The sequence below is a fragment of the Streptomyces sp. NL15-2K genome, from assembly GCF_030551255.1.
GTDB lineage: Bacteria > Actinomycetota > Actinomycetes > Streptomycetales > Streptomycetaceae > Streptomyces.
This window is the reverse complement of sequence record NZ_CP130630.1, coordinates 11732040-11757162: the sequence shown is the minus strand read 5'-3', so window position 1 is coordinate 11757162 and position 25123 is coordinate 11732040. Positions and strand designations below refer to the sequence as shown.

At 71.2% G+C, this 25123-nt stretch carries 27 protein-coding genes; 11 read left to right on the top strand and 16 right to left on the bottom strand.

Annotated features, from left to right (window positions below; genetic code table 11):
* Positions 1-4 precede the first annotated feature (4 nt).
* Positions 5-973: a CoA transferase gene (locus Q4V64_RS51490; protein ID WP_253267471.1), complete on the bottom strand. Its 969-nt coding sequence runs from the start codon at positions 971-973 to the stop codon at positions 5-7.
* 192 nt (positions 974-1165) lie between these two features.
* On the opposite strand from Q4V64_RS51490, the gene Q4V64_RS51485 reads away from it, so the two are divergent.
* The 6 genes from Q4V64_RS51485 (at position 1166) to Q4V64_RS51460 (ending at position 7058) form a co-directional block, all read left to right on the top strand.
* Entirely contained in the window at positions 1166-2122 is a 957-nt protein-coding gene (locus tag Q4V64_RS51485; protein WP_124445171.1) for an enoyl-CoA hydratase/isomerase family protein, read from the top strand.
* Positions 2123-2245: 123 nt separating this feature from the next.
* Entirely contained in the window at positions 2246-3040 is a 795-nt protein-coding gene (locus Q4V64_RS51480) for an SDR family oxidoreductase (RefSeq protein ID WP_124445170.1), read from the top strand.
* On the top strand, positions 3037-3813 hold the full coding sequence (locus tag Q4V64_RS51475; protein ID WP_124445169.1) for an SDR family oxidoreductase: 777 nt from the start codon (positions 3037-3039) through the stop codon (positions 3811-3813). The genes Q4V64_RS51480 and Q4V64_RS51475 overlap by 4 nt, the downstream gene beginning before the upstream one ends.
* Before the next feature lie 58 nt (positions 3814-3871).
* A complete protein-coding gene (locus tag Q4V64_RS51470; RefSeq protein WP_306308388.1) occupies positions 3872-4717 on the top strand; it encodes an NAD(P)-dependent oxidoreductase in 846 nt (281 codons plus the stop codon).
* 46 nt (positions 4718-4763) lie between these two features.
* Positions 4764-6272 (top strand): aldehyde dehydrogenase family protein, encoded by a 1509-nt coding sequence (locus tag Q4V64_RS51465; protein WP_124445168.1) that lies wholly within the window; start codon positions 4764-4766, stop codon positions 6270-6272.
* An 18-nt stretch (positions 6273-6290) separates the two neighbouring features.
* Entirely contained in the window at positions 6291-7058 is a 768-nt protein-coding gene (locus Q4V64_RS51460) for a carboxymuconolactone decarboxylase family protein (RefSeq protein WP_124445167.1), read from the top strand.
* 174 nt (positions 7059-7232) lie between these two features.
* On the opposite strand, the gene Q4V64_RS51455 is transcribed toward Q4V64_RS51460, so the two are convergent.
* From Q4V64_RS51455 to Q4V64_RS51420, 8 genes are all read right to left on the bottom strand, one after another.
* Positions 7233-7496, bottom strand: coding sequence for a hypothetical protein (locus tag Q4V64_RS51455; protein ID WP_216377719.1), 264 nt, complete (start codon positions 7494-7496; stop codon positions 7233-7235).
* Between the two features lie 52 nt (positions 7497-7548).
* A complete protein-coding gene (locus Q4V64_RS51450) occupies positions 7549-7785 on the bottom strand; it encodes a ferredoxin (protein ID WP_303715112.1) in 237 nt (78 codons plus the stop codon).
* 35 nt (positions 7786-7820) lie between these two features.
* Positions 7821-9014: a cytochrome P450 gene (locus Q4V64_RS51445; RefSeq protein ID WP_124445166.1), complete on the bottom strand. Its 1194-nt coding sequence runs from the start codon at positions 9012-9014 to the stop codon at positions 7821-7823.
* A complete protein-coding gene (locus Q4V64_RS51440; protein WP_124445165.1) occupies positions 9011-9847 on the bottom strand; it encodes a mycofactocin-coupled SDR family oxidoreductase in 837 nt (278 codons plus the stop codon). Before Q4V64_RS51440 ends, Q4V64_RS51445 begins: the two co-directional genes overlap by 4 nt.
* Positions 9848-9911: 64 nt before the next feature.
* Positions 9912-10568, bottom strand: a complete 657-nt coding sequence (locus Q4V64_RS51435) for an SRPBCC family protein (protein WP_124445164.1) — start codon at positions 10566-10568, stop codon at positions 9912-9914.
* Positions 10565-11071, bottom strand: a complete 507-nt coding sequence (locus Q4V64_RS51430) for a (2Fe-2S)-binding protein (protein WP_124445163.1) — start codon at positions 11069-11071, stop codon at positions 10565-10567. The genes Q4V64_RS51435 and Q4V64_RS51430 overlap by 4 nt, the downstream gene beginning before the upstream one ends.
* The gene (locus tag Q4V64_RS51425) at positions 11064-11942 is read right to left on the bottom strand and encodes a xanthine dehydrogenase family protein subunit M (RefSeq protein WP_124445162.1); all 879 of its coding nucleotides are present in this window, start codon (positions 11940-11942) and stop codon (positions 11064-11066) included. The genes Q4V64_RS51430 and Q4V64_RS51425 overlap by 8 nt, the downstream gene beginning before the upstream one ends.
* On the bottom strand, positions 11939-14287 hold the full coding sequence (locus Q4V64_RS51420) for a xanthine dehydrogenase family protein molybdopterin-binding subunit (RefSeq protein ID WP_124445161.1): 2349 nt from the start codon (positions 14285-14287) through the stop codon (positions 11939-11941). Before Q4V64_RS51420 ends, Q4V64_RS51425 begins: the two co-directional genes overlap by 4 nt.
* 100 nt (positions 14288-14387) lie before the next feature.
* On the opposite strand from Q4V64_RS51420, the gene Q4V64_RS51415 reads away from it, so the two are divergent.
* Complete coding sequence (locus Q4V64_RS51415) at positions 14388-14996, top strand: TetR/AcrR family transcriptional regulator (protein WP_172629569.1); 609 nt, start codon at positions 14388-14390, stop codon at positions 14994-14996.
* Positions 14997-15147: 151 nt separating this feature from the next.
* Here Q4V64_RS51415 and Q4V64_RS51410 read toward each other — a convergent pair whose 3' ends face one another.
* Entirely contained in the window at positions 15148-15720 is a 573-nt protein-coding gene (locus tag Q4V64_RS51410; RefSeq protein WP_124445160.1) for a TetR family transcriptional regulator, read from the bottom strand.
* A 126-nt stretch (positions 15721-15846) separates the two neighbouring features.
* Here Q4V64_RS51410 and Q4V64_RS51405 point away from each other — a divergent pair, with 126 nt between their 5' ends.
* On the top strand, positions 15847-17112 hold the full coding sequence (locus tag Q4V64_RS51405; protein WP_124445159.1) for an MFS transporter: 1266 nt from the start codon (positions 15847-15849) through the stop codon (positions 17110-17112).
* Between the two features lie 274 nt (positions 17113-17386).
* On the opposite strand, the gene Q4V64_RS51400 is transcribed toward Q4V64_RS51405, so the two are convergent.
* From Q4V64_RS51400 to Q4V64_RS51375, 6 genes are all read right to left on the bottom strand, one after another.
* On the bottom strand, positions 17387-18688 hold the full coding sequence (locus Q4V64_RS51400; RefSeq protein WP_124445158.1) for an amidohydrolase family protein: 1302 nt from the start codon (positions 18686-18688) through the stop codon (positions 17387-17389).
* A 63-nt stretch (positions 18689-18751) separates the two neighbouring features.
* Positions 18752-19066, bottom strand: a complete 315-nt coding sequence (locus tag Q4V64_RS51395; RefSeq protein WP_124445157.1) for a hypothetical protein — start codon at positions 19064-19066, stop codon at positions 18752-18754.
* On the bottom strand, positions 19038-19472 hold the full coding sequence (locus Q4V64_RS51390) for a hypothetical protein (RefSeq protein ID WP_124445156.1): 435 nt from the start codon (positions 19470-19472) through the stop codon (positions 19038-19040). The genes Q4V64_RS51395 and Q4V64_RS51390 overlap by 29 nt, the downstream gene beginning before the upstream one ends.
* On the bottom strand, positions 19469-20203 hold the full coding sequence (locus tag Q4V64_RS51385) for an ABC transporter ATP-binding protein (protein ID WP_124445155.1): 735 nt from the start codon (positions 20201-20203) through the stop codon (positions 19469-19471). Before Q4V64_RS51385 ends, Q4V64_RS51390 begins: the two co-directional genes overlap by 4 nt.
* Positions 20204-20207: 4 nt before the next feature.
* Entirely contained in the window at positions 20208-20918 is a 711-nt protein-coding gene (locus tag Q4V64_RS51380; RefSeq protein WP_253267469.1) for an ATP-binding cassette domain-containing protein, read from the bottom strand.
* The gene (locus Q4V64_RS51375) at positions 20899-23013 is read right to left on the bottom strand and encodes an ABC transporter permease (RefSeq protein ID WP_124445154.1); all 2115 of its coding nucleotides are present in this window, start codon (positions 23011-23013) and stop codon (positions 20899-20901) included. Before Q4V64_RS51375 ends, Q4V64_RS51380 begins: the two co-directional genes overlap by 20 nt.
* A 110-nt stretch (positions 23014-23123) precedes the next feature.
* Between Q4V64_RS51375 and Q4V64_RS51370 the strand changes: the two genes are divergently transcribed.
* From Q4V64_RS51370 to Q4V64_RS51360, 3 genes are read left to right on the top strand one after another with little or no spacing between them, the layout of a single operon-like run.
* Complete coding sequence (locus tag Q4V64_RS51370; protein WP_124445153.1) at positions 23124-23495, top strand: pyridoxamine 5'-phosphate oxidase family protein; 372 nt, start codon at positions 23124-23126, stop codon at positions 23493-23495.
* Between the two features lie 45 nt (positions 23496-23540).
* Positions 23541-23984 (top strand): nuclear transport factor 2 family protein, encoded by a 444-nt coding sequence (locus Q4V64_RS51365; RefSeq protein ID WP_124445152.1) that lies wholly within the window; start codon positions 23541-23543, stop codon positions 23982-23984.
* Entirely contained in the window at positions 23981-25120 is a 1140-nt protein-coding gene (locus Q4V64_RS51360; RefSeq protein WP_124445151.1) for an acyl-CoA dehydrogenase family protein, read from the top strand. Before Q4V64_RS51365 ends, Q4V64_RS51360 begins: the two co-directional genes overlap by 4 nt.
* The last annotated feature ends 3 nt before the right edge of the window (positions 25121-25123 follow it).

The window sequence follows — 25123 nt, the reverse complement described above, 5'->3', positions numbered from 1 at the left end:
CCCTTCACACGCGGTCGTCTCTGTCACCGTCACCCGGCGATGAGCCGGCCAACTCCGCAGCGCACGCCGCCATGGACACGCACACGAGGTGACCGCCTCCTTCCCGCAGCGAGCGGGCCACCGCCTGGGCCGCGTAGATACCGGTCACGGGATCGGCGATCGCGTCACCCAGGAACGTCGGGCCACGGCCGTCCGGCCCGGACGATACGAGTCCCCCCGCGACGGCCGCGTCGTCGCCGAAGGCGATGCGGTCGTCGTCCCGCCCGTATCCCGTGACGCTCACCCACACCCGGCCGGGTCGAGCGGCGAGGAACCGTTCCGCGCACAGCCCGAGGCGGCGCAGTGCGCGTGGGCGGGAGGCCTCGATCACGACGTCGGCGTCGGCCACGGTGGCCAACAGAGCGTCGCGGTCGGCGAAGTCGACGACCAGGCTGCGGTGGCCATGGTGCAGATGCCGGTAGAAGGCGGGGGAAACGCGTCGCGCGCCATCAGGCCGCCCGGCGCACTCCACCTTCACCACGTCGGCCCCCGCCAGACCGAGCAACCGCGCGCACAGCGGCCCGGCCCACAGCGCGGAGAAGTCCGTGACGCGTACGGCACTGAACGGCGTCGGTGTCCCTGCGCGACCGACACGCTCGCGCAGCACAGGTGGGCGCCGGCCGACCTCGGACCCGAGGAACGCCGCGGCCACACCCAGGAGCTGGGCATGACCTACCGCCTCCGCAGCTGGGCGCGCGGCCACCGCCCTCCTCAGCCGGCCCAAGGGGTCTCCCTCCAACTCCCCTTCGGCACCCAGGAGGTTGAGCAGGGCGGGGAGGGCGGCGTGATCGTCAGGGCGGGCCAGGTTGACGGCCACCCAGCCATCGGCGGCCCGCATCAGGTGACAGGAGCCACCGGCTGAGGTGCGGCCCGGAGCGGCGAGGCCCGCGAGACGGGCGCGCAGGAACAGCTCCGTCTCAACGTCGACCGGCACGCCTGTGAGCTCGGTGAGGTCACGCGCGACAGCGACAAGGGGGTGGAGGCGATCCCCCGCAGACCGCGTCCACGTGGGCGACCGACCATCGGCAAGAGCGCAGTTCTCCATTCTCGCATCCACCCTTCTCCCATGGCGGAAGCCAAACTACACTCGCGTCGACATGAGCGGGAGAGGGGAGCACCAGCCGGCATGCAGGCGCCCCTCAGGCTCGTCGACCTGGACAGCCCCCGCCCTTCTCTGCCGAAGGACGCCCCCTTCGGGGCGAATCCGGCCATCGTCATCGGATACGCCGCCGAACCCGTCGACGTCCCGGCGGAGGAGTACGACGTCCTCCTCACCGCCGCGCCGGACGCGCCATGCCCCTGGGTCACCCACGCCGATCCCCGAACGGCGGCAGACCGGCTCGCCCGCGTGGTGGCGGAACGCTCCGAGTCGGCCGTCGCCCTGATCCAAGTACTGCGCATGGGAAGGAACTTGGGGCCGGAGGAACGACTCGTCGCTGAATCGCTCGCATACTCCGTCCTGCAGAGCGGCGCGGCGTTCCGGCATTGGCTCGCCACCACGCCACGCAGTGCGGCGCGCCCCTCCTCGCAGCCGGTGCGCCTGGCCCGGTGCGGTGAACGGCTGACCATCACGCTCGACCGCCCCTGGGTGCGCAACGCGGTCGACGCGGCCACCAGGGACGCCTTGTGCGAAGCCCTCACGGTGGTCCTCGCGGATCCGTCGGTGACACGGGTCGATCTGCGGGGCAACGGGCCTGCCTTCTGCAGCGGCGGCGACCTCTCCGAGTTCGGGACGTCGCACGATCCCGCCCGCGCTCACCTGCTGCGCCTCGACCGCAGCCCGGCGGCCCGGCTCCTGCCCTGTGCCGAGCGGGTGACCGCGCACCTGCACGGCGCGTGTGTGGGTGCGGGCATCGAGCTCGCGGCGTTCGCCGCCCGGGTCGTCGCCACGCCCGACACCCGGATCCGGCTCCCCGAGATCGGCATGGGCCTGATCCCCGGGGCCGGCGGCACGGCAAGCATCCCGCGCCGGATCGGGCGCCACAGGACCGCGTATCTCGCCCTGTCGGGTGGGACTTTGGCGGCAGGTCAGGCCTTGTCGTGGGGGCTGGTGGACGAGGTCGCACCGGCTCATCGCACGTGATGAAGGCGTTGACTTCACTCCGACCACATGCTTCGATTCCCGCCAGATGGAAATGTAATTCTCATGTATGCGTAACAATCCTCTCCCTAAGTGTGATGTCGTGGTGCAAGGAGCGGTCGTTCGATGAGTATCGATCTGCACAACGCCGTCGCGGTGGTCACCGGCGCGGGCAGCGGGATCGGGCGTGCCGCCGCGCACGCCTTCGCCCGGCGCGGCGCTCGGGTGGTGGTCACCGACCTCGACGCCGAGCGTGCGCACGCCGTGGTGGAGGAGCTCGGCGAACTCGGGGGCGAGGCTGTCGCGGCGGCGTGCGACGTGACCGTCATCGACGACCTCCAGGCCGTCCGTGACCTGGCCCTGCACCGGTTCGGCCGCGTCGACCTGGTGATGAACAACGTCGGGATCCTGGCCGTCGGCCCCGTGGAGGCCATCCCTCTCGAGGCATGGCAGCGCGTGATCGACGTGAACCTGTTGAGCGTGGTCCGCAGCAACCTGGTGTTCCTGCCCGTGCTGCTGGCACAGGGCGCGGGACATGTCGTCAACACGGCTTCCACAGCGGGCCTGTTGCCCTACGGGTACGACCGCCTGCCGTACACGGCGACGAAGCACGCGGTCGTCGGGCTGTCCGAGGCGCTCGCCCTGTATCTGCGGCCGCGCGGCATCGGGGTCTCGTGTCTGTGCCCGGCCGGTGTGGCCACCAACATCGTCGAGCAGATCACCTTCTACGGAGAACCGGCACCGCCGCAGGGCCCCGCGTTCCCGGTGGTGGACGCCGAGTCGGTCGGTGAGCTCGTCGCCGACGGCGTCAGCGAGGACCGTTTTCTCATCCTCACCGCACAGGAAGCCGCCGCTGAGCTGCGCGAACTCGGAGCGGATGTCGATCACTACCTGTCCCGACTGACCAAGGACATGCCATGAGCAGCACACTCGACCGCATGAGCCTGGACGGCAAGGTCGCCGTCGTCACCGGTGGCGCCGGCGCCATCGGCCAGGTCTACGCCCGGGCCCTGGCCGAGGCCGGCGCCCGGGTCGTCCTGGCCGATCTCGACGGCGAGGGCGCCGACCGAGCGGCCAAGTCCCTCTCCTCCGACGGTCTGCGCGCCCTCGGCGTGCGGGTCGACATCACCGACCGCGATTCCGCCGCCGCCATGGCCGAGCAGGCCATCGGTGCGTTCGGCGGGATCGACATCCTCGTCAACAACGCCGCGTTGATGGCCGACATACCCCAGGTGGACCTTCTGGAGCTGCCGACCGAGTGGTTCGACCGCGTCATGCGGGTCAACGTGCTGGGGGCCATCATCTGCGCTGGTGCGGTCAAGGCGTCGATGGTCGAGCGCGGTGGCGGGCGGATCATCAACCAGGTGTCCGCCGGGGCCTTCATGGGGGGCGGCATCTACGGCGTGAGCAAGCTCGCCCTGGTCAACGTCACCGTCGGCCTGGCCCGTTCGCTCGGCCCGCTGGGCATCAACGTCAATGCCATCGCGCCCGGACTCGTGGAGAACGAGCCCGGGTTCAGGAGTCTGCCCGCGGACCACCCCGCCCGCGCCGCCCTCGCCTCCGCCATCCCCGGCAAGAAGTCCGCGCCCCCGGAGGACCTGCTCGGCACGCTGCTCCTGCTGGCGTCTTCCGCCGGTGAGTGGATCAACGGGCAGACGATCAGCGTCGACGGCGGCTGGGTCACGCGGCTGTGAGCCCGGCTGTGAGCCCGGCTGCGAGGAATCAGAGGCGGCACGAGAGAGGGGCACACCCATGACGGACGCCATGCCTCGCGCGCGCGTCGGATTCATCGGTCTGGGCAGTCAGGGTGGGCCGATGGCCCGTCGCATCGTCGAGGAGTCGTATCCCCTGACGCTGTGGGCGCGGCGCCGTGCGTCCACAGACGGATTCGCCGACACGGCCGCCGTCGTGGCCGACTCGCCGGCCGAGTTGGGGGCGGCGAGCGACCTCGTGTGTCTGTGCGTCGTCGCGGACGCCGACGTCGAGGACGTACTGCTGCGACCCGACGGTGTCCTGGCGGGCATGGCACCGGGCGGGGTCGTGGTCATCCACTCCACGATCCGCCCGGACACCTGCCGGCACATCGCCGACGAGGCCGCGGGGCGCGACATATCCATCGTGGACGCCCCGGTCAGCGGCGGGGGCGGCGCGGCCGCGGAACGCAAGCTGCTGGTGATGGCCGGCGGGGAGGAAGCGGATGTCGACCGCTGTCGTCCGGTGTTCGAGACCTTCGCGGACCCGGTGATCCACCTCGGCCCCCTCGGCAGCGGCCAACTCACCAAGCTCCTCAACAACTTCGTGTTCACCGCCCAGGTCGGGCTGGCCCTCGACACCTTCTCCTTCGCCGAGCAACTCGGCATGGACCGTGCGGCGGTCGCGCGGGTCCTCGGGCACGGCAGCGGCGGCACCCGGGCGGCGGCGATCCTGTCCGCGTCCGGCTTCAACACTGCCGGGCTGCGCCAGGCCCGGCCCTTGTTGCTCAAGGACGTCGACATCATGCGTGACGTCGCCCGCACCGCCGAGGTCACCGAACCCGCCAGGCTCGCCCAACTCGCGGCACACACCTTGTCGTTGCTGAACGGCCCACCGACATCGTGACCCGGCGCACCGCCCACCCGTACGAGAACGAGAACAGGCGGCAGACATGACGACAACCTCCTCTCCTTCCTCCCGTTCCTCCAGTCCGGGCGCGACCGGCGATCTCGGCGTCACCGGCCCTCTCGTCAACGGCACCTGGCTCGACAAGACGTCCACGGGCGCGGTCGACCACGTCAATCCCGCGACCGCCCGCACCAACGGCTCCGTCCTCCTGTGCGGTCCGCAGGAGGTCGACGACGCCGTGGCCGCGGCCAAGGCGGCCCACCCGGAGTGGCGGGCCACGTCACCTGACAAGCGGCGGCGGATCCTCCAGCGCGTCGAGGAGTTGATGCTGGCGCGCGTCCCCGAGCTGGGCCGTCTCACGACCCTCGAACTCGGCGCCCCCATCACCATGTCGTCGGCGCTCGCCCACCTGTGCGCCGGGTGGTTCGGGTACTACGCCGGCTGGGCCGACAAGATCGAAGGCGCGACGATTCCGCCGAGCCCGGTGATGGTCCCGGGCCTCGACTACACCGTCCCGGAGCCGTACGGGGTCGTCGGGATCATCCTGACCTGGAACGGTCCGATCATGTCGGTCGGCATGAAGATCGCGCCCGCGCTCGCCGCCGGGAACTGTGTCGTCGTCAAGTCTCCCGATCTCGCGCCGTTCACGGTGGCGCGCTTCGCGGAGATCGCCCTGGAGGCAGGGCTGCCGCCCGGGGTGCTGCACATCCTGCCGGGCGGGCCCGAGGCCGGCGAACACCTCGTACGCCACCCCGACGTCGACATGATCTCCTTCACCGGCGGGATCCCGACCGCGAAGAAGATCCTCGACTCCGCGCGCCACAGCCTCAAGCCGGTCCTGCTCGAACTCGGTGGCAAGACGGCGAGCGTGGTGTTCCCCGACGCCGATCTCGACGAGGCCGTCGCCTCAACGGTCCGTTCCTGCTTCAATCTCTCCGGCCAGGGCTGCAACCTCACCACGCGCCTGCTGGTCCACCGCGACGTGTACGAGCGCGTCGTGCGGACGGCCGCCCAGGCCACCACGTCGCTGGGGGTCGGCGACCCCTTCGCCCCGACCACGGCGCTCGGTCCCGTGATCGCGGCCGCGGCCCGCGACCGGATTCTCGGGGTGATCGAGCAGGCGGCCGACAGCAGCAGGCTCGTCGTGGGCGGCCACGCCGTCGACCCGGCGGCGCTGGCACCGGAGGTCCGCGACGGGTACTTCGTCGAGCCGACCGTCCTCGCCGATGTCGATCCCGGCAGTGACGTCGCACGGCACGAGGTGTTCGGCCCGGTCCTGTCGATTCTCCCGTTCGGCACCGAGGAGGAGGCGGTCGCGCTGGCCAACTCCACCCCGTACGGCCTGGGCGCTGTCCTGTACACCCGTGACGTGTCGCGGGTGCAGCGTGTCGTTCCCCAACTGCAGGCAGGCACCGTGCACGTCAACGGAGCGTCCGGGCAGCCGCCGGGTGCCCCCTTCGGCGGCTACAAGCAGAGCGGTCACGGCCGCGAGGGCGGCAGGGAAGGGCTGTTCGAGTTCCTCCAGACCAAGAACGTCTTCATCCGCGCGTGAACACGCCAGGAGGCACTCATGAACGACAGCCAGGCGGCCCGAACCGCCGCCGAGGTCCTGACGACCGATCAACTCCCGTCAGGTCAGACACCGTTCGCACGGGCATCCCGCGACTTCCTGTACGGGCAGGTGTGGTCGCGGCCCGGACTGAGCAGGCGGGACCGCCGCTGGGTCACCCTCACCTGCGTGGCCGCCGCCGACTCGCCCGACCCGATCGAGGAGCACGTCCACGCGGCACTCGCCGGCGGTGACATCGACCTCACGGAGATGCTCGAGTTCGTGCTGCACTTCGCGGTCTACTGCGGCTGGCCCAAAGCGTCGCACCTCGAAGGTGCCATCGGCCGCCAGTGGGACCGTATCCACCGCGAACGCGGCGAGGAGACCCCGCCCTGGCCGGTCCTGGAGAACGGCACGCTGGGTCCGGGTGACATGGAGAAGCGGCTGGAGCGTGGCGTGGAGGAGTTCATCGACGTCAACCTCACCCCCGCCCCGCCGGCCAACTCACCGTACCGGCACGCGGGAATCCTGGGCTTCGTGTTCGGGCACGTCTGGCAGCGGCCCGGCCTCACGCGCCGAGAGCGCCGGATCATCACCGTCGCCAGCGTCGCGATCGACGACTCGCCGCTCCCGCTGCGCACGCACGTCGGTGCGGCGCTCCACTCCGGTGACCTCACCAAGGAGGAGATGGACGAGATCGTGCTGCAGTTCGCCGCCTACTACGGCTTCGCGAAGGGCGACGCGCTCGCGGACGCGGTCGAGGCGGCGTGGGCGGCCAAACCCGCCTGACCGCGCGTCGCCCGGAACGGGCCGGGCTCACGGACGGCGCGGGGATTCCGCGGCGAGTTCCCCGATGAGGACGACGGTGGCCGCCGTGCGGGCCACCTCGACGGCGGTCGTGCTGCTGCTGTCACCGCGGCGGCGCCTCCGGGAGAACGGAGGTGTCGGCCACCCGCAGGCCGGTCACTCCGTGCACCTCCCGTGGGCGTCGACCGCGCCCTGCGGCCCCACCGGTGCGGTGCCGCACGTGTGCCGGGCCGTTCCGAGGTGCGTCCGGATCCACTGGTCGAGTGCGCGGTCGTCGTCCACCACGCCGCGGTCGAGCGGTACGGCCGGTCGGCCCCGCCCGGCCGGCTTCGCGCAGCCTACGCCCGCTTCCAGGTCCCCGGCGCTCTGCCCTCCCGAGGAGGACGCCAGTTGAAGCACTGCGCCGAGCCACGTGCTCACGGGGGTGGGCAGGCGGGAACGCCGTGTCCGGCGTGACGTCCCCGCCCCACGTTCACGACTCCGGAGGAAAGACCGCTTCCCCTGTGTCCGCGTCGGCGATCGAGATCGCCTCGATCGGGCAGGACTCGGCGACTTCGAGTACCTCCTCGGAGGCGGGCAGGGTGTCGGCTGTCACCCGGCCCTGCCCCCGCTCGTCGAGTTCGAACTCCTTCGGCGCCGAGGCCGCGCACAGCCCCGTACGGACGCAGGTCCGCGGGTCGACCGTGACTTTCCAACGATCCGTCATCATCGGGCTCCTCGAACTCCTCGAACTCCTTGGGCTCCTCAGGCGCTTGGGATGACGAGCGGCAGCGTCTTCCAGCCCCGGACGGTCGAGGTCTGGGCCAGCTCCGCGCCCTCCCAGTCCACCTCCCAGTCCGGGAAGCGCCGCAGGATCTCCTCCGCCGCCACCTTTCCTTCCAGTCGGGCCAGCGCGGCGCCCAGGCAGTAGTGGGCGCCGACGCCGAACGACATGTGCTGGGTGACCCGGTGGATGTCGAAGCGGTCCGGGTCGTCGAAGCGCTCCGGGTCGCGGTTGGCGGCGGCCTGGATGAAGAGCATGGCGCTGCCGGCCGGCACCGTCCGGCCGTGGAGTTCCACGTCCTTGGTGACGTATCGGGCGGTGAACGGGCCGGTCGGCTCGAATCGCAGGATCTCCTCGATGGCGTTCGGGATGAGGGACGGGTCGGCCACCAGCTCCCGCCGGGCTTCCGGGTAGCGGGCCATGACCGCGCCGAACCAGCCGATGAGCCGGCCCGTCGTCTCGTTTCCGGCGCCCGCGACCACCGTGCAGTAGGTGAGGACCTCCCCGTCGGTGAGGGTGCGCCGGTTCCCGTTCTCGTCCTCGAACTCGGCGGTCATGAGCTCGGTCATGAGGTCGTCGGAGGGATGCTTCTTGCGCCACTCGATGTAGTCCTGGAAACCCTCGGTGTTGAGGATGTCCTCCTGGGCGATCCGGCCGCCGTCGCCGGTCTCCAGGGTGGCGTCCGTGCGGTCGCGGAAGGTCGCCTGGTCGGCCTCGGGGATACCGAGCAGCATCCCGATCACCCGCATCGGCATCTCCGCACCGACGGCCTCGACCAGGTCGAAGCGCTCGGCGCCGGTGACGGGTTCCAGGACGCGCTCGCAGAAGGCCCGGATCTTCGGCTCCAGCTGGGCGATCCGGCGCGGGGTGAAGACCCGGGCGAGCAGCCTGCGGTGGATGTCGTGGACCGGCGGGTCCTCGAAGATCAGGGTGCCGGACGGCATCTCCATACCGCTCTGGATGATCTCCAGGATGTCGCCACGCACGGAGGAGAACGTCCGCCAGTCCGCCAGGCCGCTCTGGCAGTCGGCGTACCGGCTGACCGCATAGAAGTCGTGCCGGTCGTTGCGGTACAGCGGGGCTTCCTCGCGCAGGCGGGCGTACAGGGGGTAGGGGTCCTTGGCGAGTTCCGCGTCGAAGGGGTCCCAGTACAGGGGTGGCCGGGCGGTGGTCATTTCAGCATGGCTCCCGCGTCGATGGTCATGGTCGTGCCGGTGACGAAGCGGCCTTCGTCCGAGGCGAGGTAGAGGACGGCGTTGCTGATGTCGACCGGCTCCACCCAGGGGGTGGGCAGCAGGTGCATGCCCTGAGACACGGCGGCGAAGTCGTCGACGGTGGGGTTCTCCAGGTCCGGCCGGAACATCCGGTACGTCTCGTCGTGCATCACCATCGGCGTGTTCACCTGGGTGGGGTGCACCGAGTTGACCCTGATGTTGTGCTCGCCGAGCTCCCAGGCGAGCGTGCGCATCAGGCCCACCACCCCGTGCTTGGCGGCGATGTAGTGCCCGATGTTGGCGTGGCCGCGCAGGCCGCCGACGGAGCTGGTGAGGATGACCGAGCCGCCCCGCCCGCCGGCGACGATGTGCGGCGTGGAGACCTTGGTGGTGAGCCAGACTCCGGTCAGGTTGACGTCGATCATGTCCCGCCAGGTCTTCTCGTCCATGGCGTCGAGGCGGGCTCCGTCGCTGCCGAGGCCCGCGTTGGCACACACGATGTCCAGGCGGCCCAGCTGGGCCACGCCGTCGTCCACGGCGGCCTTGAGCGCGTCGTGGTCGCGTACGTCGGCCTGCACGGCGACGATGCGCCGTCCCAGCTTCTGCACCCGGTTGACCGTCTCCTCCAGGTCCTCCGGGGTCGACATGGGGAACCTGACGCCGTCGAGCTGCTTGCACACGTCGACGGCGATGATATCGGCGCCCTCCTCGGCGAGGCGGATCGCGTGGCTGCGTCCCTGACCGCGTGCCGCGCCGGTGATGAAGGCGACTTTTCCTTCGACTCGTCCGGGCATGGTGTACCTCGTTCCTGGTGGAAGGGCAGGCTGGGGAGGTGTTCTCGGCGGCCGGGTAACCCGGTCACCGGTGGTGCCGTCGTCGGCCGCGCAGGCCGAGGGCGAGGATCAGCAGGGCGGCGGCCAGCGCGATCGGAACGGCCCGCTTGAGGGCGCCCGCGCCGGTCGCGTCGATGAGGTCGAGCGGGGCGGCGGTGGTCCCGTCCGAGGCGGCAGGATGCGCGGAACGTTCCTCGGCAGCCGGATGCGCTGAAAGTTCCGCGGGTTTCCGGGAGTCGGCGGCCAGTTCGGCGGCCAGGTTCTCGGCGAAGCGGTCCATCAGGGCACCGGACACCTCGGCGAGGGTGCCACGGCCGAACTGGGCGGGCTTGCCCGTGACGTTGAGCTCGGTCTCCACGTGTATGTCGGTGCGGTCGTCGCCGGCGTCGGTGAGACGGCAGGTCACCAGCGCCTTCGCGGTTCCGTTGCCGCGTGCCTCCCTGCCGCCCGCCTCCAGGACCACGACCCTGTTCCGCTCGTCTCGCGACAGGAAGGTGACGGTGCCGTTGTAGGTGAGACCGATGGGGCCCAGTTTGACCTTGATCCTGCCGCGGTGTTCGTCGCCGTCGCTGCCCGTGAGCGTCGCTCCGGGAACGCAGGGCGCGACACGCTCGACGTCGAGGAGGACCCGCCAGGCGTCCTCCACCGCCACGGGAATGCTGAGGGTGTTCTCCAGTTTCATGCCGGGCCCTCCGTCACCGCGGTGCCCGCTGTGTCGGCGGCGGCCCGGACGGCGTTCACGATCCCCTGATAGCCGGTGCAGCGGCACAGGTTCCCGGTCAGTGCCTCGCGGATCTCCTCGTCGGTGGGCTTGGGGTTCTCGGCCAGGAACGCGGTGACCGAGACGACGAAGCCCGGCGTGCAGAACCCGCACTGCAGTCCATGGTGTTCGCGGAACGCTGCCTGGACCGTGGAGAGTTGGCCATCGGGCCCGGTGAGTCCCTCGACGGTCGTCACCTCCGCGTCGTGGGCCTGCACGGCGAACACCAGGCAGGCACGGACCGCCTCCCCGTCCAGCAGCACCGTGCACGCGCCACAGACGCCGTGCTCGCAGCCCAGGTGGGTGCCTGTGAGACCGCAGTTCACACGGAGGAAGTCGGCGAGGGTCAGCCGGGGTCTTATGGTCTCCCGGCGGCTGGTCCCGTTGACGCGTACGTGAATCTCGATAGTGTCCACGTCAGCCATGGAGTGCCTCCTGTACGGCGCGTCGCCAGGCGCGGGCGACCATGGCGGCGCCCACGCGGGTGCGGTAGGGGGCCGACCCGTGCAGATCGGAGGGGACGGAGCCGAGGCCTTCGGTCGCGGTCCGCCCGATCTCCTCGGCATCGGCTTCGAGGGGGGCGGAGCCGATGAGGGCGGCCTCGGTGTCCCGAGCGCGGACCGCGGTCGGGCCGAGCCCGAACAGGCCGATGGCGCACCGGTCGAGGCGGCCGTCGTCGTCCGTACGGAGCGCGACCGTCGCCCCGGCGATGGCGAAGTCTCCGCTCCGGCGGGCGAACTCCTCGATGGCGAAGCCGCAACGTCCTTTCCATATCGGGAAGTTGACCCCGGTGAGCAGCTCGTCGTCGGCCAGGGCGGTGCTCCACATGCCGGTCAGGAAACGCGCTGCTGGAATGGTGCGGCGGCCTCGCGGTGACAGTGCTTCCAGCTCGGCGTCCAGCGTCAGTGCCACCGCGGGGTATTCGGCCGCGGAGTCGGCGTGCGCCAGCGAACCGCCCACGGTTCCGCGGCTGCGGATCTGGAAGTGCCCGATGAAGGGGGTGGCGCGGGCGAGGAGCGGGACGGCGGTGCGGGCCTCGTCGGAGCGCTGGACGGTGGCCTGGGTGGTGGCGGCCCCGATCCACACCGTGTCGTCGCCGCGACGTTCGATGCCGCGCAGTTCGTCCAGGCGGCGCAGGTCGACGAGGTGCCCGAAGGACGCCAGGCGCAGGGCCAGCATCGGAACGAGGCTCTGCCCTCCCGCGATGGCCTTCGCCTCGTCGCCCAGCTCGGCCAGCAGGCCTACCGCTTCGTCCGCGTCGGCCGGGGCGTGGTACGTGAAGGGTGCGGGCTTCACAGGGTCACCGCCTGCCGTGTCCGGGCCTCCTCCACGAGGCCGACGATGGACGACGGTGTCAGCGGCAGACGGCTGATCCGCACGCCGAGAGGCGCGAGGGCGTCGGCGACCGCGTTCACCACGGCCGGGGCGGAGCCGATCGCGCCGCCCTCGCCGACTCCCTTGTATCCACCGGGTCCTGGGCTGGGCGTCTCGACGTGCCCCACCTCGATGACCGGCACCTCGGTGGCCGTGGGCAGCAGGTAGTCCATGAACGTGGTCGACATGGGGTTGCCGTCATCGTCGTAGGCCAGCTGCTCGTAGAGCGCGCCGCCGATCCCCTGGACGGTGCCGCCGAAGATCTGTCCCTCCACGACACTCGGGTTGATCATCGGGCCGCAGTCCTCGCTCACGATGTACCTCAGCAGCTTCACCTCTCCGGTCACCACGTCCACCTCGCACGTGCACACGTGCGTCGCGTTCGCCCAGATCATCAGATGCGGGGTGTGGTAGCGGCCGCTCGCCTCCAGCCCGGCAGGCACCCCGGGCGGCAGGGCGTGGACCTGGTAGTACGCGATGTCGGCGATCTCGGCGAGGGTGAGCCCGGCCTCGCCGGGGCTCCCCTTGGCCCACGCACGTCCCCGGACGAACTCGACCTCCTCGACGGGGACTTCGAGCCGGTGGGCGGCGATCGCGCGGATCCGCTCCCGCAGTTCCCCCGCCGTCCCGGCGATCGCGCCCGCCGTCATGGGGCCCGACCGGCTGCCGCCGGTGCCGGCTCCGTACGGGGTGACGGCCGTGTCACCCTGCACGGTGCTGACGTCCTCGATGGCGACGCCGAGCGAGTCGGCGGTCAGTTGGACGACCGTGGTCTCCAGGCTGTTGCCGCACGACCCTCCGGCGACATACACGTTGACCTTGCCGGAGGGCTCGATGCGTATCGTCGCTCCCTCGGTGGCGTGGAAGGGCGTGGCGCCCGCGGTGGGTTCGACGTACGTGCAGGTGCCGACGCCCAGATAGCGGCCCTGCTCCCGGGCGCGCTCCTGTTCCCGGCGGAAGGCCTCGTAGTCGAGCATCGTCAGGGCCTGCTCGAAGGTCTCGCGCGGGGAGATGTGGTCGTAGGGCATGCCGTTGAAGTTCGCCGTGGGCAGTTCCTCACGGCTCAGCATGTTCCGGCGCCGTAATTCCACGGGATCCAGGCCCAGTTGGCGCGCGGCGGTGTCGAGCAGGGTCTCGCGGGCCATCGACTCGTACTGCCAGGGTCCTCGGTAGGCGACCCGACCGCTGGTGTTGGAGAACACGAACCGCGACGAGAACGTGCCCTCAGGGATCCGGTAGGGGCCGGGGAAGAGCATGCCGACCGCGATGCCGCTCTGCACCGGAGACGGTGTCGGGTAGGCACCCGCGTCCTGGACGTGGTCGAGGGTCGCGGCCAGGATCCCGCCGTCGTCGTCGAAGGCCATCCGTGCCTCGCCGTGCTCGTGGCGCGCCTGTCCTGCCGCGAGGAGGTGCTCCTGCCGGTCCTCGATCCACTTGATCGCGACGGGCAGTCGGGCGGCGGCGAGCATCACACACATGTCCTCGCGCTGCGGCAGCACCTTCTGGCCGAACCCACCGCCGGTGTCCCGCATCACGACACGCACCCGGTGCTCGGCGATGCCGAGGAGGCGCGCGCAGAAGGACCGGACCTCGTGCGGGGACTGGGTCGCCGCCCAGATCGTCATCTCCCCGCCGGCCGCGGCCCACTCGGCGACGATCCCCCGGGTCTCCATCGGGACCGGCCCGTGGGACTGCTGGTACACGGTCTGGCTGACGACGTGCGGCGCCCGCTCGAAGACCGGTTCGAGGTCCGCCATGGGGCGTCCGCCGAGCTGACCGACGAGGTTGTCCGGCCGGTCGGCGTGCACCGATTCGGTGGAGTCGAGGGCCTTCACGTAGTCGACGACCGGGGGCAGCGGGTCGTAGTCGACGACCACCAACTCGGCGGCGTCCTCGGCGATGTAGCGGTCCGTGGCCACGACCATCGCCACCGGGTCGCCGACGAACCGCACCTCGCCGTCGGCGAGGGGCGGCCGGGGAGTGTCCGGGTCGTCGCGTCCGTTCAGCGTGTACCACTGCTCGCGGACGCCGGGGTTGAGGTCCGACGCGACGAACACGGCGTGCACCCCGTCCAGTCGGAGTGCCTCGGACACGTCGACGCCGAGGACGCGGGCCCGGGCCATCGGGCTGCGGACGAAGCAGGCGTGCAGCATTCCGGGCCGCACGACGTCGTCGACGTACGTGCCGGTGCCGGTCAGAAGTCGTAGATCCTCAACTCGTAAGGTGCGCTTGCCGACGTAGGCCGCGTCGCCCGGGGTTGGTGCCATCGGTCCGGCCCTCCGTTCACATGCTGAACGAGTGTTTAACCGAATGCGCTGAACGACTGTTTAACACCCGTTCTCCAAGAGCGTCAAGCACAATGACGGCATGACTGCGCCTCGACGAATGGGTACCGAGAACTCCAAGACCCGCCTGCGCCTGCTCGACATCACGGAGCGGCTGATGCTGGAGGAGGGGTACGCGGCCGTCGGCGTACGGAGGGTGGCGCGCGAGGCCGAAGTGGCGCCGGCTCTCGTCCTGTACTACTTCCGCACGCTCGACGACCTGTTCCTCGCCGTGCTGCGGCGGCGCGCGGACCAGGAGTTGGAGCGGCAGGCCCGTCTCCTGGGCGGCCCTCAGCCGCTGCGGGCGCTGTGGAGACTCAGCAGCCACCCCGGCAATGCGCTGACCACCGAGTTCACGGCACTGGCCAATCACCGCAAGAAGATCCGTGCCGAACTGGCCGCCACTGCGGAGCGCTATCGCGAGGCCCAGTTGGAGGCCCTCACGCGCGGCCTTGCTCAGGCGGGCACGGAGCTGCCGCCCGAGGTGTCCCCGGCCGTGCTGCTCATGCTGACCAACGCGCTCGGCCGGATCCTCATGATGGAGAACGCCATGGGAATGACGACCCGGCACGCAGAGGCCCTCGCCTTCGTGGAGCAGATCCTCCAGCGTTACGAGGGCACCTCCGCACCCGCGAAGACCTCCGGACGCTGAAGCCGGCTCAGCCACCCGTTCATGACCGGCAGCACCCTCCTGGCCGACGATGACAGCACCGCCTGTCCGCGACCCAGGACCTGTCCGGCAACCGGGACGTCCGACCGGCGAGGGCGGTGCGTCGGCATCACCGCACCCGTCGCGTGCGGACTCAGGTCTGCCCGGAAGACTCCTCCCCCGCGGGCAGCGATTCCACAGCCCGTGCAACCGCACGCCGCAGTTCATCCAGACCGAAGTCAGCCCCGAGGACCATCCGCCGCAGCTGCGGCATGGCGATGCTCCAGCTTGCGAGGGCGAGGGTGAAGAAGACGCGCGTACGGGCATCGTCGTTCGGGTCACCGGCCTGCGCGGCGGTCACCTTGTCCCCGTAGTGCAGGGTGCGCTCCTCCTCCGCGGGAACCGGACCGTCACCGACTTCCAGGGCCTCCCACATCACCAGACGCAGCGCCTCCGGGTGAGCCCGGTGGTACTCGAAGAGACGCTCGGCGTAGGCGGGCAGGTCAGCGGCGGGCGGGACGGCCTCGGCCAGCTCGGCCAGCCTGCGTTCCAGTACGACGGCGAAGAGCTTCTTCTTGTCGCCGAAGTAGTCGTAGATGGCCCGCTTGTTGGCCTTCGCTTCGGCGGCGATGCGATCGACGCGGGCTCCGGCGACGCCGTGCGCCGCGAACTCTGCGGTGGCGGCCGTGATGATGCGCTCTTTGGTCGCCGCGGAGTCGTATGCCATACGGCCATGGTAACGAACCGGTTCGTTTGACCCTCGTGAAACAGCGTGGGACTCTGGATCCAGAAAGCGAACCAACTGGTTCGATCGAAGCTGTGCGTCGCACATCGACAGGAGTTCTCGGTCGTCATGTCCCGGAACACATCACTCGCATCTCCCGCGGCGGCGGGCCTGGGGCGCAGGCTGCCCCTCCTCATGGCGCTGGCCTGTGGCGTCACCGTGGCCAACGCCTATTTCCCGCAGGCCATCACCCCGCTGATCGCCCAGAGCTTCAGCGTCTCGCCGGCCACGGCCGCGACCCTGGCGACGGTGACCCAGCTCGGTTACGCCGCCGGGATCTTCCTGCTCGTCCCTCTCGGAGACCGTCTGCCACGCCGACCGCTGATCACCGTGCTGCTCGCTGTGACCGGCCTGGCCCTCCTGGCCGCCGGGCTCGCCCCGGCCACCGGCCTGCTGCTCGCCGCGGGCACCCTGGTCGGCTTGGCCACCGTGGTCCCGCAGATCCTGCTGCCCATGGCGGCCGGCCTTGTCGAGCCCGAGCGGCGCGGCAGCGTGATCGGCACGCTGCAGGCCGGGCTCATCGGCGGCATTCTGCTGGCCCGCGCCTTCGGCGGCGTCCTGGGCGAGCACCTGGGATGGCGCGCCCCCTACCTGATCGCCGCCGCGCTGACCGCGCTGCTCGCCGTCGTGCTCGGTCTCCTCCTGCCCACGGCCACCCCGGCCGGCCGCGACCGGTACGCCACGCTGCTCGCCGACACCCTGCGCATGCTGCGCACGGAGAAGGAGCTGCGCCGGTCCGTGCTCTTCCAGGTCACCGTCTTCGGTGGCTTCAGCGCGGCCTGGACCGCGGTCGCCCTGCTGATCACCGGCCCGCGCTACGACATGGGCACTCAGGCCGTGGGTGTGCTGGCCCTGGTCGGTGCAGGCAGCATGTTCTTCGCGCCCGCGGCCGGGCGCTGGGTCGACCGGTACGGCGCCGACCGCGTCAACCTGTGGTGCATCGCGGGCGCTCTCGCCGCGGCGGGCGTCCTGACCGCCGGCTCGCTGGGCGGCCCTGCCGGGATGGTGGGACTCGCCGCCGGGCTGCTGCTGATCGACGTGGCGGTGCAGTGCGGGCAGGTCGCCAACCAGGCCCGTATCTTCGCCCTGCGCCCCGAGGTGCACAGCCGCCTCAACACGGGCTACATGACCTGCTCCTTCCTCGGCGCCAGCGCCGGGTCCTGGCTCGGTGCCCGCGCCTACGCCCACCTCGGCTGGACAGGCGTGTGCACGCTCATCGCGCTCGCCGTGGCTCTGTCGCTGGCCACGTATCTCATGGGTGGCCGCAAGCCGCCCGCCGACCTGGGGGCTCCCACGCCGGCAGCCGAGCCACAGCCGACGCCCGGCCCGCGGTGACCGCCACCGCGACACCCACCTCTCCGCATGGATTCCTGCGCCGCAGGACCCGCCATGCCTCCAACCGTCCGCACGCACATCCAGCACCATGAGGAAGTTCGGCGCCCGCAGCCAAGCCCGAGTTGTCGCTGCCAAGCCCGACTTGTCGCCGCCGGGCCCGACTTGTCGCCGTCGCCTACCAGTCGGCGGAGGAGGCTGTGACATCAGCCGTTGCCGCGGCGGGCGACGCGACAGGCGCCGCCGTTTTCCTGCGACCTGATCCGCCGGACAGGCCCTAGTCGGCTGCGGCAGCGGTCACCGCGGCCTCGGCCCGCTTGCGGAAGGCTTCCAGCTTGTCCGCCGGGGCGACCACCTGGTGGCTGCGTGCCTTGACGGACACGTCGTGACCTTCGGCCGACTTGCGCAGCGCGCCGACCGTCGCCTGCTCGCGGGCAACGTGCCGGAACGGGTCGAACTGGTACCAGCGCATCGCGTTCTCGTGCGTCATCTTGTTGATCTCGGCGTCGGGCACGTCGTTCTCCCGCATCACCTCGTGCAGTTCCTCCGGGGCGTTCGGCCACATGGAGTCGCTGTGCGGGTAGTCGGCCTCCCAGCACATGTTGTCGATGCCGATGTGGTGGCGGAGCTTCACTCCGAGCCGGTCGCTGATGAAGCAGGTGAGGAAGTGCTCGCGGAACTTCTCGGAGGGCAGCTTCCCGCCGAAGTCCTGCAGTGTCCACGTGGCGTGCATCTCGAAGGTGCGGTCGATGCGTTCGAGGAAATACGGGATCCAGCCGGTGCCGCCCTCGGACAGGGCGATCTTCAGGTGCGGGAACTCCTTGAGGACCCGGGACCAGACGAGGTCGGCCGCGGCCTGAACGAGGTTGATGGGCTGAAGCGTGATCATCACGTCCGGCGGGGAGTCCTTGGCGGGGATGGACAGGCGGCCGGAGGAACCGATGTGCAGGTTCATGACGGTGCCGCAGTCGCTGAGCGCCCGCCACAGCGGGTCCCAGTAGTCACTGTGGAAGCTCGGGTAGCCGAGGACGGCCGGGTTCTCCGTGAAGGTGAGGGAATGGCAGCCCTTCTCGGCGACGCGGCGCACCTCCTGGGCGCACAGTTCGGCGTCCCAGATGGCGGGCAGCGCCATGGGGATGAAGCGGCCGGGGTGCTTGCCGCACCAGTCGTCGATGTGCCAGTCGTTGTACGCGCGCACGAGCGCGAGCGAGAGGTCCGGGTCCTCGGTGGCGAACAGACGGGCCGAGAAGCCCGGGAAGGAGGGGAAGTTCATGGAGGCGAGGACACCGCCGGCGTTCATGTCGGCGACGCGTTCGTCGACGTCGTAGCAGCCGGGCCGGATCTCGTCGAGGCCCTGGGGGTCAAGGCCGTACTCCTCCTTGGGGCGTCCGGCGACCGCGTTGAGAGCGGGGTTGGACAGGACGGCATCGCGGAACGTCCACACGTCGGTGCCGTCCTCGCGGTGCACCATGTGTGGGGCGTCGGCGCGGTAGCGGGCGGGCAGGTGGTTCAGGAACAGGTCGGGGGGTTCGATGATGTGGTCGTCGACGCTGATGAGGATCATGTCGTCGCGCTGCATGGCGGTTCCTCTCGCGCGTGGTGCGGTGCGTTGTCGGGGCCGGCCGATCGGGACCGGTCCTGGTCAGTCGGAGGCGGGCAGCGGCTTGGCCGCCTTGATGGTCAACGGAGCGTCGTCAGCGGTGAGTTGGCCGCTGCCGGGTGAGGTGCAGAGAACCTCGATGGTGTCGGCGGCATCGACGTAACGCTTGCCGAGGATCGTGCCCGGGCCCGCGTCAGGGGTGCCGGACGGGGGCGGGGCGCCGTCGGCCGGCACCATGGGCTTGCCGCCGCATTCGATACGGACCGGGGCGTCGGCCGGGGCCCGGATCACGACGACACGGGTGGTGCACGCCGTGGAGGCGAGCTGGTCACCGGGACGCGGTGCTGGTGGCGCCATTGCGCGGTTCTCCTTCGGTCGCGGGGAGGACGGTGGCGGTCGGGTCGGCGGTGAGCCGGTCCCCCAGGGCGGACAGGTCGTATGCCTGGCGGGCGAGCCAGAAGCGCAGAAAGCCGGTGAGTGAGTAGCGCAGATACAGCACCCCTCCCACCACCGCGCAGACCACCCCGGTCAGGCCGATGGCGAGGGCGTCGCGTTGGGCGAGGGGGTTCTCGGTGGCGTGGGCGAGGGGGTAGGTCAGAGCGCCGAGGACGAGACCGGTCAGCAGCAGGATCGCTCCCGTGCGCAGCCACAGGCCATGGCGGGCGCCGGTCGGGTCGGGGATCTTCAGCGCGGCCAGGTCCCGGGCGAAACGGTCGGCACGGGTGGGGCCCTGGTCGGTGGTCGTGTCGGACGGCGGCGTCATGCGGCGCTCCCCAGGTAGAAGGAGGACAGTTCGGCGTGCAGGGAGCTGTCGGGACGGCCCTGCCACTGGACGCGACCGCGTACGAGGACGGCCGCGTGGTCGGCGATCTTGAGGACAGCGGCGGCGAACTGTTCGACGAGGAGGACGGCGACGCCCTGCCGGGCCAGTTCGGCGACGTGTTCGTACAACTCCGCGACGACCAGCGGGGCCAGCCCCATGGACAGTTCGTCGAGGAGGAGGACGGCGGGGTCGGTGGCGAGGCCGCGGGCCAGGGCGAGCATCTGCTGCTGGCCGCCGGACAGCGTGCCGGCCGCCTGTCGCGCGCGGTGGCCGAGGACCGGGAAGCGGGTGTAGGCGATCTCCTCGATCTCCGCGAGGTCGCGCCCGGTGAAGGTCATCATGCGGAGGTTGTCGCGGACGGAGAGGTTGGGGAAGATGCCACGCCCCTCAGGGACGAGGCAGACGCCGACCCGCGCCAGGTCGCGCGGATCGGCGCCGGTGGTGTCGCGGCCACCGAGGTGCAGGGTGCCGGCGCTGGGCCGGTGAGCGCCGGCGATGACGTTCAAGGTGGTGGTCTTGCCGGCGCCGTTGGGGCCGAGCAGTGCCACGACCTGCCCGGCGGCGACGGTGAGGTCGACGCCGTGCAGCACGGTGATGCGGTCGTATGCGGCTTTGATGCCGCGCAGTTCAAGCAGCGGGGCCGCGCTGTCGGCAGCCGTAGCACCAGTCATGGGTTCAGGCCTCCCCGAGATAGGCCGCGAGCACGGTCGGGTCCTGCTGGATCTCCTCGGGCGGTCCGACGGCGACGACCTTGCCGAGGTCGAGGACGTGCACCTGGTCGCACACGCTCATCACCAGGCTCATGTCGTGTTCGACGAGGACCACGGCGCAGCCGTCGGCCGCGATGTCGCGCAGCAGGGCGGCGAAGCGGCGGGTTTCCTGCGCGTCCTGTCCGGCGGCGGGTTCGTCGAGCAGCAGGACGCCGGGCCGGCCGGCGAGCGCCCGGCCCACCTCCAGGAGGCGGGCGGCGCCGGTGGGCAGGGCGTCGGCGGTGGTGCCGGCGTCGGCGGTGAGGCCGATGCGTTCGAGGAGGTCGTCGGCGATGCGGTGGGCCTCGCGCCGCCGGGAGCCGAGTTCGGCGGCCACCCGCAGGTTGTCGCGGACGCTCAGCCGGCCGAAGAGTTCCAGGCGCTGGAAGGTGCGGGCCATGCCGCGGCGGGCCCGCCGGGCCGGGGTGTCGCGGGTGATGTCGCGTCCGTCGAGCACGACGGTGCCGGTGCGAGGCCTGCGCAACCCGGACACGACATCGAACAGGGTGGACTTTCCCGCCCCGTTGGGCCCGATGAGCCCGGTGATCCGCCCGGCCCCGGCTGCGAAACCGGCGCCGTCGAGCGCCCGGATGCCGCCGAAAGTGACGGTCACGTCGTCAGCCCGCAGCGATGCCACGCGCGATCACCTCCCGGTCCTCGGCCCGCCAGGGCCGCCGTATCCCCCACCACTCGACGGGGTCGGGAGCGGGCCGCGGTCCGTCCTGGCGAGCGGTGGCCCGGATCCGCAGGGCGACGGCAACCAGCACCGCGGCGACGAGGAACATCGCCCCGCCGATCAGCCCGGTCCCGTACAGCAGCCACAGCAGCCCGAGAGCGCCGCACGCTACGGGCAGCAGCACGCGGTCGCGCGCCAGCGGCGCCCACTCCTCGCGCAGTCCCGGCACGACACCGGCGGGGTTGTGCGCGAGGCCCATGCCGGCGAGGGCGATGCCCAGGGCGGAGACGTCGTGGGCCCACGTGCCGAAGTGGCCGAGGAGGTGGGGCGGGGCGATGTAGGCGAAGCCGGTGAACAGGCCGGTGCCGACCGCGCCGAGGCCGCCGATCACCGCGACCAGGAAGACCGGCAGGTTGGCGCGGAGGTTGAACTGCTCGGCGGTGACGGTGCGCTGCTGCATGCCGTAGAGCGCGCCGCCGAGCCCGGCGATCGCCGCGGACAGGGCGAACACCGCCACCTTCGCGGCGAGCGGCCGGCCGCCGAGCGTCGCGTACGCGGCCTCGCTGTCGCGCAGCGCGATGAGCCCCCGGCCGAACCTCCCGCGCCGAAGCCACCCCACCGCGAGGGAGGAGGCGGCCATGACCACCGCGGACAGCACGAGCAGTTCGGCCGGGGAGTCGAGCCGCCATCCGAACAGATTCGGTCCCTGCACTTCCACGGACCCCTGGTCGAACAGCGCGATCCGCACCCCGAGCACCTCGAAGGACGGCAGGGTGAACACCCACCGGTCCAGGACGACGGCGAACGCCGCGGTGCCGAGGGCGAGATAGATCCCGGACAGCCGCAGCGCCGGTACGGCGATGGCCGCGCCGACGGCCGCCGCGACGAGGACCGCGGCGGGCAGCGCCCACAGCTGCCCGGCGCCGCCCAGATGCGCCCACACCACGGCTCCGATGCCCGCGATGCTCAGCTGGCACAGCGAGATCTGCCCGGCGTACCCGGCCAGCGGCACGTAGGACAGGGCGACGATGCCGAGCGAGAAGGCGGGCCCGTAGGAGATGAGGCCCTCCTCGTCGAGCACCGTGACCAGGAGGACCGCGAGCAGCACCACGCACCCCGCGAAGACGAGGCTGCCGCGCGGTGTGGGCAGCGGCACGCGGACCAGGCGCCGTTCGCGGCCGCGCAGCCGGCGGTGCGGGAAGACGAGGAGGGCGAGGAAGAGCAGCAGCGCGGGGGCCGCCAGGCGCAGGCCCGGGAGATAGTCGTTCTGCGGCAGATAGCCCGTCAGATAGCTCTCGAGCCAGCCGACGACGAGTGCGCCGAAGAAGGTCAGAGGCAGGCTGCGCAGCCTGCCGAAGACCGCGGCCGTGTACGCGCTGACGATGAGGAGGGAGAGCTGCTGGGCGTCGAGGGCGACGGTCGGGGCGATCAGGATGCCGCCGACGGCGGCGAGCTGGGTGGCGAGGATCCAGGCGAGCCGGGCGGCGCGCTGCGGCGAGGCGCCGGTGAGCCGGGCGAGCGCGCGGTCGTCGACGCAGGCGCGCATCTCGGTGCCGGCGCGGGTGTGGTTCAGCAGCAGCCACAGCCCGGCGGCGATGAGGGCGGCCACGCCGAGGGTGAGCGCCTGGTGCCAGGTGACGGGGGCCGGGCCGAGGTGGAAGGCCGGCTGGTCGGCGAAGAACGGGCGCAGCGGGCGGGGGGTGTTCGGGTCCCAGATCCAGCGGGCCAGGGCGATGCACCCGGTGAGCAGGGCGACGGTCATGACGAGCCGCTCGGCCTCGCCCAGCGACTGCACCGGCCGCATCAGGACCCGTTCCACGAACAGGGCGAAGGCGGGGGCGAGTACGAGCAGCACGACGGCGAGGGCGAGCGGCACCGGCCAGCCCCAGCCGAAGGCGAGCTGCCAGTAGGCGAAGGCGGCCATCATCCCGGCGGCGCCGTGCGCGAAGTTGAAGACGCCGGCGGTGGTGTAGGTGAGCACGAGGCCGCTGCCGATGATCGCGTAGATCGCGGCCGTGGCCAGTCCGACGACCCCAAAGGTGAGGAACTGTTCCATCAGGCGTCCGTTCTCCCGGCCGTCCGTGTGCGGGTGCGCTGGACGGCCCCCACGGCTGGAAATTAGCTTCTCTCAATCAGAGAATCAACCATCCGGACACGGGAGACCATATGGCTGCACAGCGCCGCGGGGCCGCCATCGCCATGACGCGGCCCGAACTCGACGCCTTCCTCCAGGCGGGGCCGGTCTGCCGGCTGGGCACGATCGGCCCTGGTGGGCAGCCGCATGTGAGCGCCCTGTGGTTCGTCCGGGACGGCACGCACATCTGGCTGAACTCGCTGCTGCACAGCCGGCGGTGGACCGATCTCGGACGCGGTCCGAGATCGAGTGCGATCGCGGATGAAGGCGGCCTGGATTTCATCCGGCTCCGCGGGGTCGAGCTGCGCGGCCGTGTCGAGGTGGTCGGCGAGACGCCGCGCAGGGGCGCACCGAACGACGAACTACGCACGCCCGAGTGGGACTTTCCGAAGCCGCGCCGGTGACTGCCGCCTTGACGCCGACTCACCGAGGTGAAAACGTCATACGCTATGAGCGAGAATTCAATTCTCCCCCACGCTTGCGAGGACCTGGCCGACATCCAGCAAATGCTGGCCCGTTACGCCGTCGCCATGACCCGCGGCGACATCGACCGCGTGCTCGCCGTCTTCACGCCGGACGGCAGCTACAGCGCCTTCGGCGACACCTACCCGCTCGACGACTTCCCTGAGCTGATCGCCGCCGCACCCAAGGGGCTCTTCCTCACCGGCACGCCCGCCGTCGACTTCGCCGAGGACCGGCGCACGGCCACCGGGATCCAGCCACTGTGCTTCGTGGAGGACGCCACGCACGCCATGCGCATCGGCTACTACAGCGACACCTACGTGCGCACCCCCGACGGCTGGCGGCTGCGCACCCGCGCCATGACCTTCATCCGCCGCAGCGGCGCCCACGACTCGGGCATCCCGCACGCCTTCGAGCGCTCCCGGCCGTGACGGTATTTTCCCGGGGGACGACCCCCGGACCCCCAGCCGACACCTACCGCAGCGGGCTGCGCGCCTGGCTGGACGAGCACGACCTGTCCCCCGGCGCGGGCTACGACGGCTCGCTCGACGCGCAGGTCGCCCAGCTCGACCGGGTGCGCCGCGAGCTGTGGGACGCGGGATGGATGCGCTACGGCTGGCCGGAGGCGGTCGGCGGACGCGGCGGGCCGAGCGTGCTGCGGGCGGTGCTCGGCGAGGAGGTGGCCGCGCGCGAACTGGCCGAGCCCGGCCTGTACTCGATGGTCGAGGTCCTCGTGCCCACCCTGCTGTCGTACGCGCCCCCCGCCCTGGCCGCCGCCATGGTCCCGCGGCTGCTGAGCGGACAGGAGCAGTGGTGTCAGGGCTTCTCCGAGCCCGGCTCCGGCAGCGACCTGGCCTCCCTCACCACCCGGGCGGTGCGCGACGGCGACACCTGGGTGATCAACGGGCAGAAGGTGTGGACGAGCCTGGCGCAGTACGCGGCGCGGTGTGTCCTGCTGGCGCGTACCGGTCCCGACCCGGGCCATGCCGGGATCAGCGCCTTCTTCCTCGACATGGACACCCCTGGGGTCACGGTCCGCCCGCTGCGCACGATGCATGGCGTCGACGAGTTCGCCGAGGTGTTCCTGGACGACGTGCGCATTCCGGCCGACCGGATCCTCGGCCGACCGGGCGACGGCTGGCGGCTGGCCATGGATCTGCTGCCGCACGAGCGCTCCACCTGCTTCTGGCACCGCGTGGCGCACCTGTACACCCGCCTGGACCGGCTGCTCGACGATGCCGCCGCGCCCGGCGATGAGGCAGCGGCCCTCGGCGAGGCGTATCTCGCGTTGCATACGGTGCGCTGCCGCTCGCTCACGACGCAGCACCGGCTCGCCGACGGCGCCCGGCTGGGCCCGGAGACCTCGGTGGACAAGATCCTGCTCGCCACGGCGGAGCAGCAACTTCTCGACACCGTCCGGGATGTGCTGCCGGGCGCCGTCGAGCTGCACGACTCCGCCTGGCGCACCGAATACCTCTATTCGCGGGCCGCCACCATCTACGGCGGCACGGCCGAGGTGCAGCGCAACATCGTCGCGCGGCGCCTGCTCGGGCTGGGAAAGGAGTAGGGC

Excerpts from the sequence above, each read along its gene's own strand:
- Q4V64_RS51485 (WP_124445171.1), top strand. The coding sequence starts at position 1,166 with ATGCAGGCGCCCCTCAGGCTCGTCGACCTGGACAGCCCCCGCCCTTCT.
- Q4V64_RS51395 (WP_124445157.1), bottom strand. The coding sequence starts at position 19,066 with ATGGCGCCACCAGCACCGCGTCCCGGTGACCAGCTCGCCTCCACGGCG.
- Q4V64_RS51385 (WP_124445155.1), bottom strand. The coding sequence starts at position 20,203 with ATGACTGGTGCTACGGCTGCCGACAGCGCGGCCCCGCTGCTTGAACTG.
- Q4V64_RS51465 (WP_124445168.1), top strand. The coding sequence starts at position 4,764 with ATGACGACAACCTCCTCTCCTTCCTCCCGTTCCTCCAGTCCGGGCGCG.
- Q4V64_RS51470 (WP_306308388.1), top strand. The coding sequence starts at position 3,872 with ATGACGGACGCCATGCCTCGCGCGCGCGTCGGATTCATCGGTCTGGGC.
- Q4V64_RS51445 (WP_124445166.1), bottom strand. The coding sequence starts at position 9,014 with ATGACCACCGCCCGGCCACCCCTGTACTGGGACCCCTTCGACGCGGAA.
- Q4V64_RS51365 (WP_124445152.1), top strand. The coding sequence starts at position 23,541 with ATGAGCGAGAATTCAATTCTCCCCCACGCTTGCGAGGACCTGGCCGAC.
- Q4V64_RS51400 (WP_124445158.1), bottom strand. The coding sequence starts at position 18,688 with ATGCAGCGCGACGACATGATCCTCATCAGCGTCGACGACCACATCATC.
- Q4V64_RS51410 (WP_124445160.1), bottom strand. The coding sequence starts at position 15,720 with ATGGCATACGACTCCGCGGCGACCAAAGAGCGCATCATCACGGCCGCC.
- Q4V64_RS51390 (WP_124445156.1), bottom strand. The coding sequence starts at position 19,472 with ATGACGCCGCCGTCCGACACGACCACCGACCAGGGCCCCACCCGTGCC.
- Q4V64_RS51440 (WP_124445165.1), bottom strand. The coding sequence starts at position 9,847 with ATGCCCGGACGAGTCGAAGGAAAAGTCGCCTTCATCACCGGCGCGGCA.
- Q4V64_RS51450 (WP_303715112.1), bottom strand. The coding sequence starts at position 7,785 with ATGATGACGGATCGTTGGAAAGTCACGGTCGACCCGCGGACCTGCGTC.
- Q4V64_RS51375 (WP_124445154.1), bottom strand. The coding sequence starts at position 23,013 with ATGGAACAGTTCCTCACCTTTGGGGTCGTCGGACTGGCCACGGCCGCG.
- Q4V64_RS51415 (WP_172629569.1), top strand. The coding sequence starts at position 14,388 with ATGACTGCGCCTCGACGAATGGGTACCGAGAACTCCAAGACCCGCCTG.
- Q4V64_RS51430 (WP_124445163.1), bottom strand. The coding sequence starts at position 11,071 with ATGGCTGACGTGGACACTATCGAGATTCACGTACGCGTCAACGGGACC.
- Q4V64_RS51435 (WP_124445164.1), bottom strand. The coding sequence starts at position 10,568 with ATGAAACTGGAGAACACCCTCAGCATTCCCGTGGCGGTGGAGGACGCC.
- Q4V64_RS51460 (WP_124445167.1), top strand. The coding sequence starts at position 6,291 with ATGAACGACAGCCAGGCGGCCCGAACCGCCGCCGAGGTCCTGACGACC.
- Q4V64_RS51370 (WP_124445153.1), top strand. The coding sequence starts at position 23,124 with ATGGCTGCACAGCGCCGCGGGGCCGCCATCGCCATGACGCGGCCCGAA.
- Q4V64_RS51420 (WP_124445161.1), bottom strand. The coding sequence starts at position 14,287 with ATGGCACCAACCCCGGGCGACGCGGCCTACGTCGGCAAGCGCACCTTA.
- Q4V64_RS51480 (WP_124445170.1), top strand. The coding sequence starts at position 2,246 with ATGAGTATCGATCTGCACAACGCCGTCGCGGTGGTCACCGGCGCGGGC.
- Q4V64_RS51475 (WP_124445169.1), top strand. The coding sequence starts at position 3,037 with ATGAGCAGCACACTCGACCGCATGAGCCTGGACGGCAAGGTCGCCGTC.
- Q4V64_RS51405 (WP_124445159.1), top strand. The coding sequence starts at position 15,847 with ATGTCCCGGAACACATCACTCGCATCTCCCGCGGCGGCGGGCCTGGGG.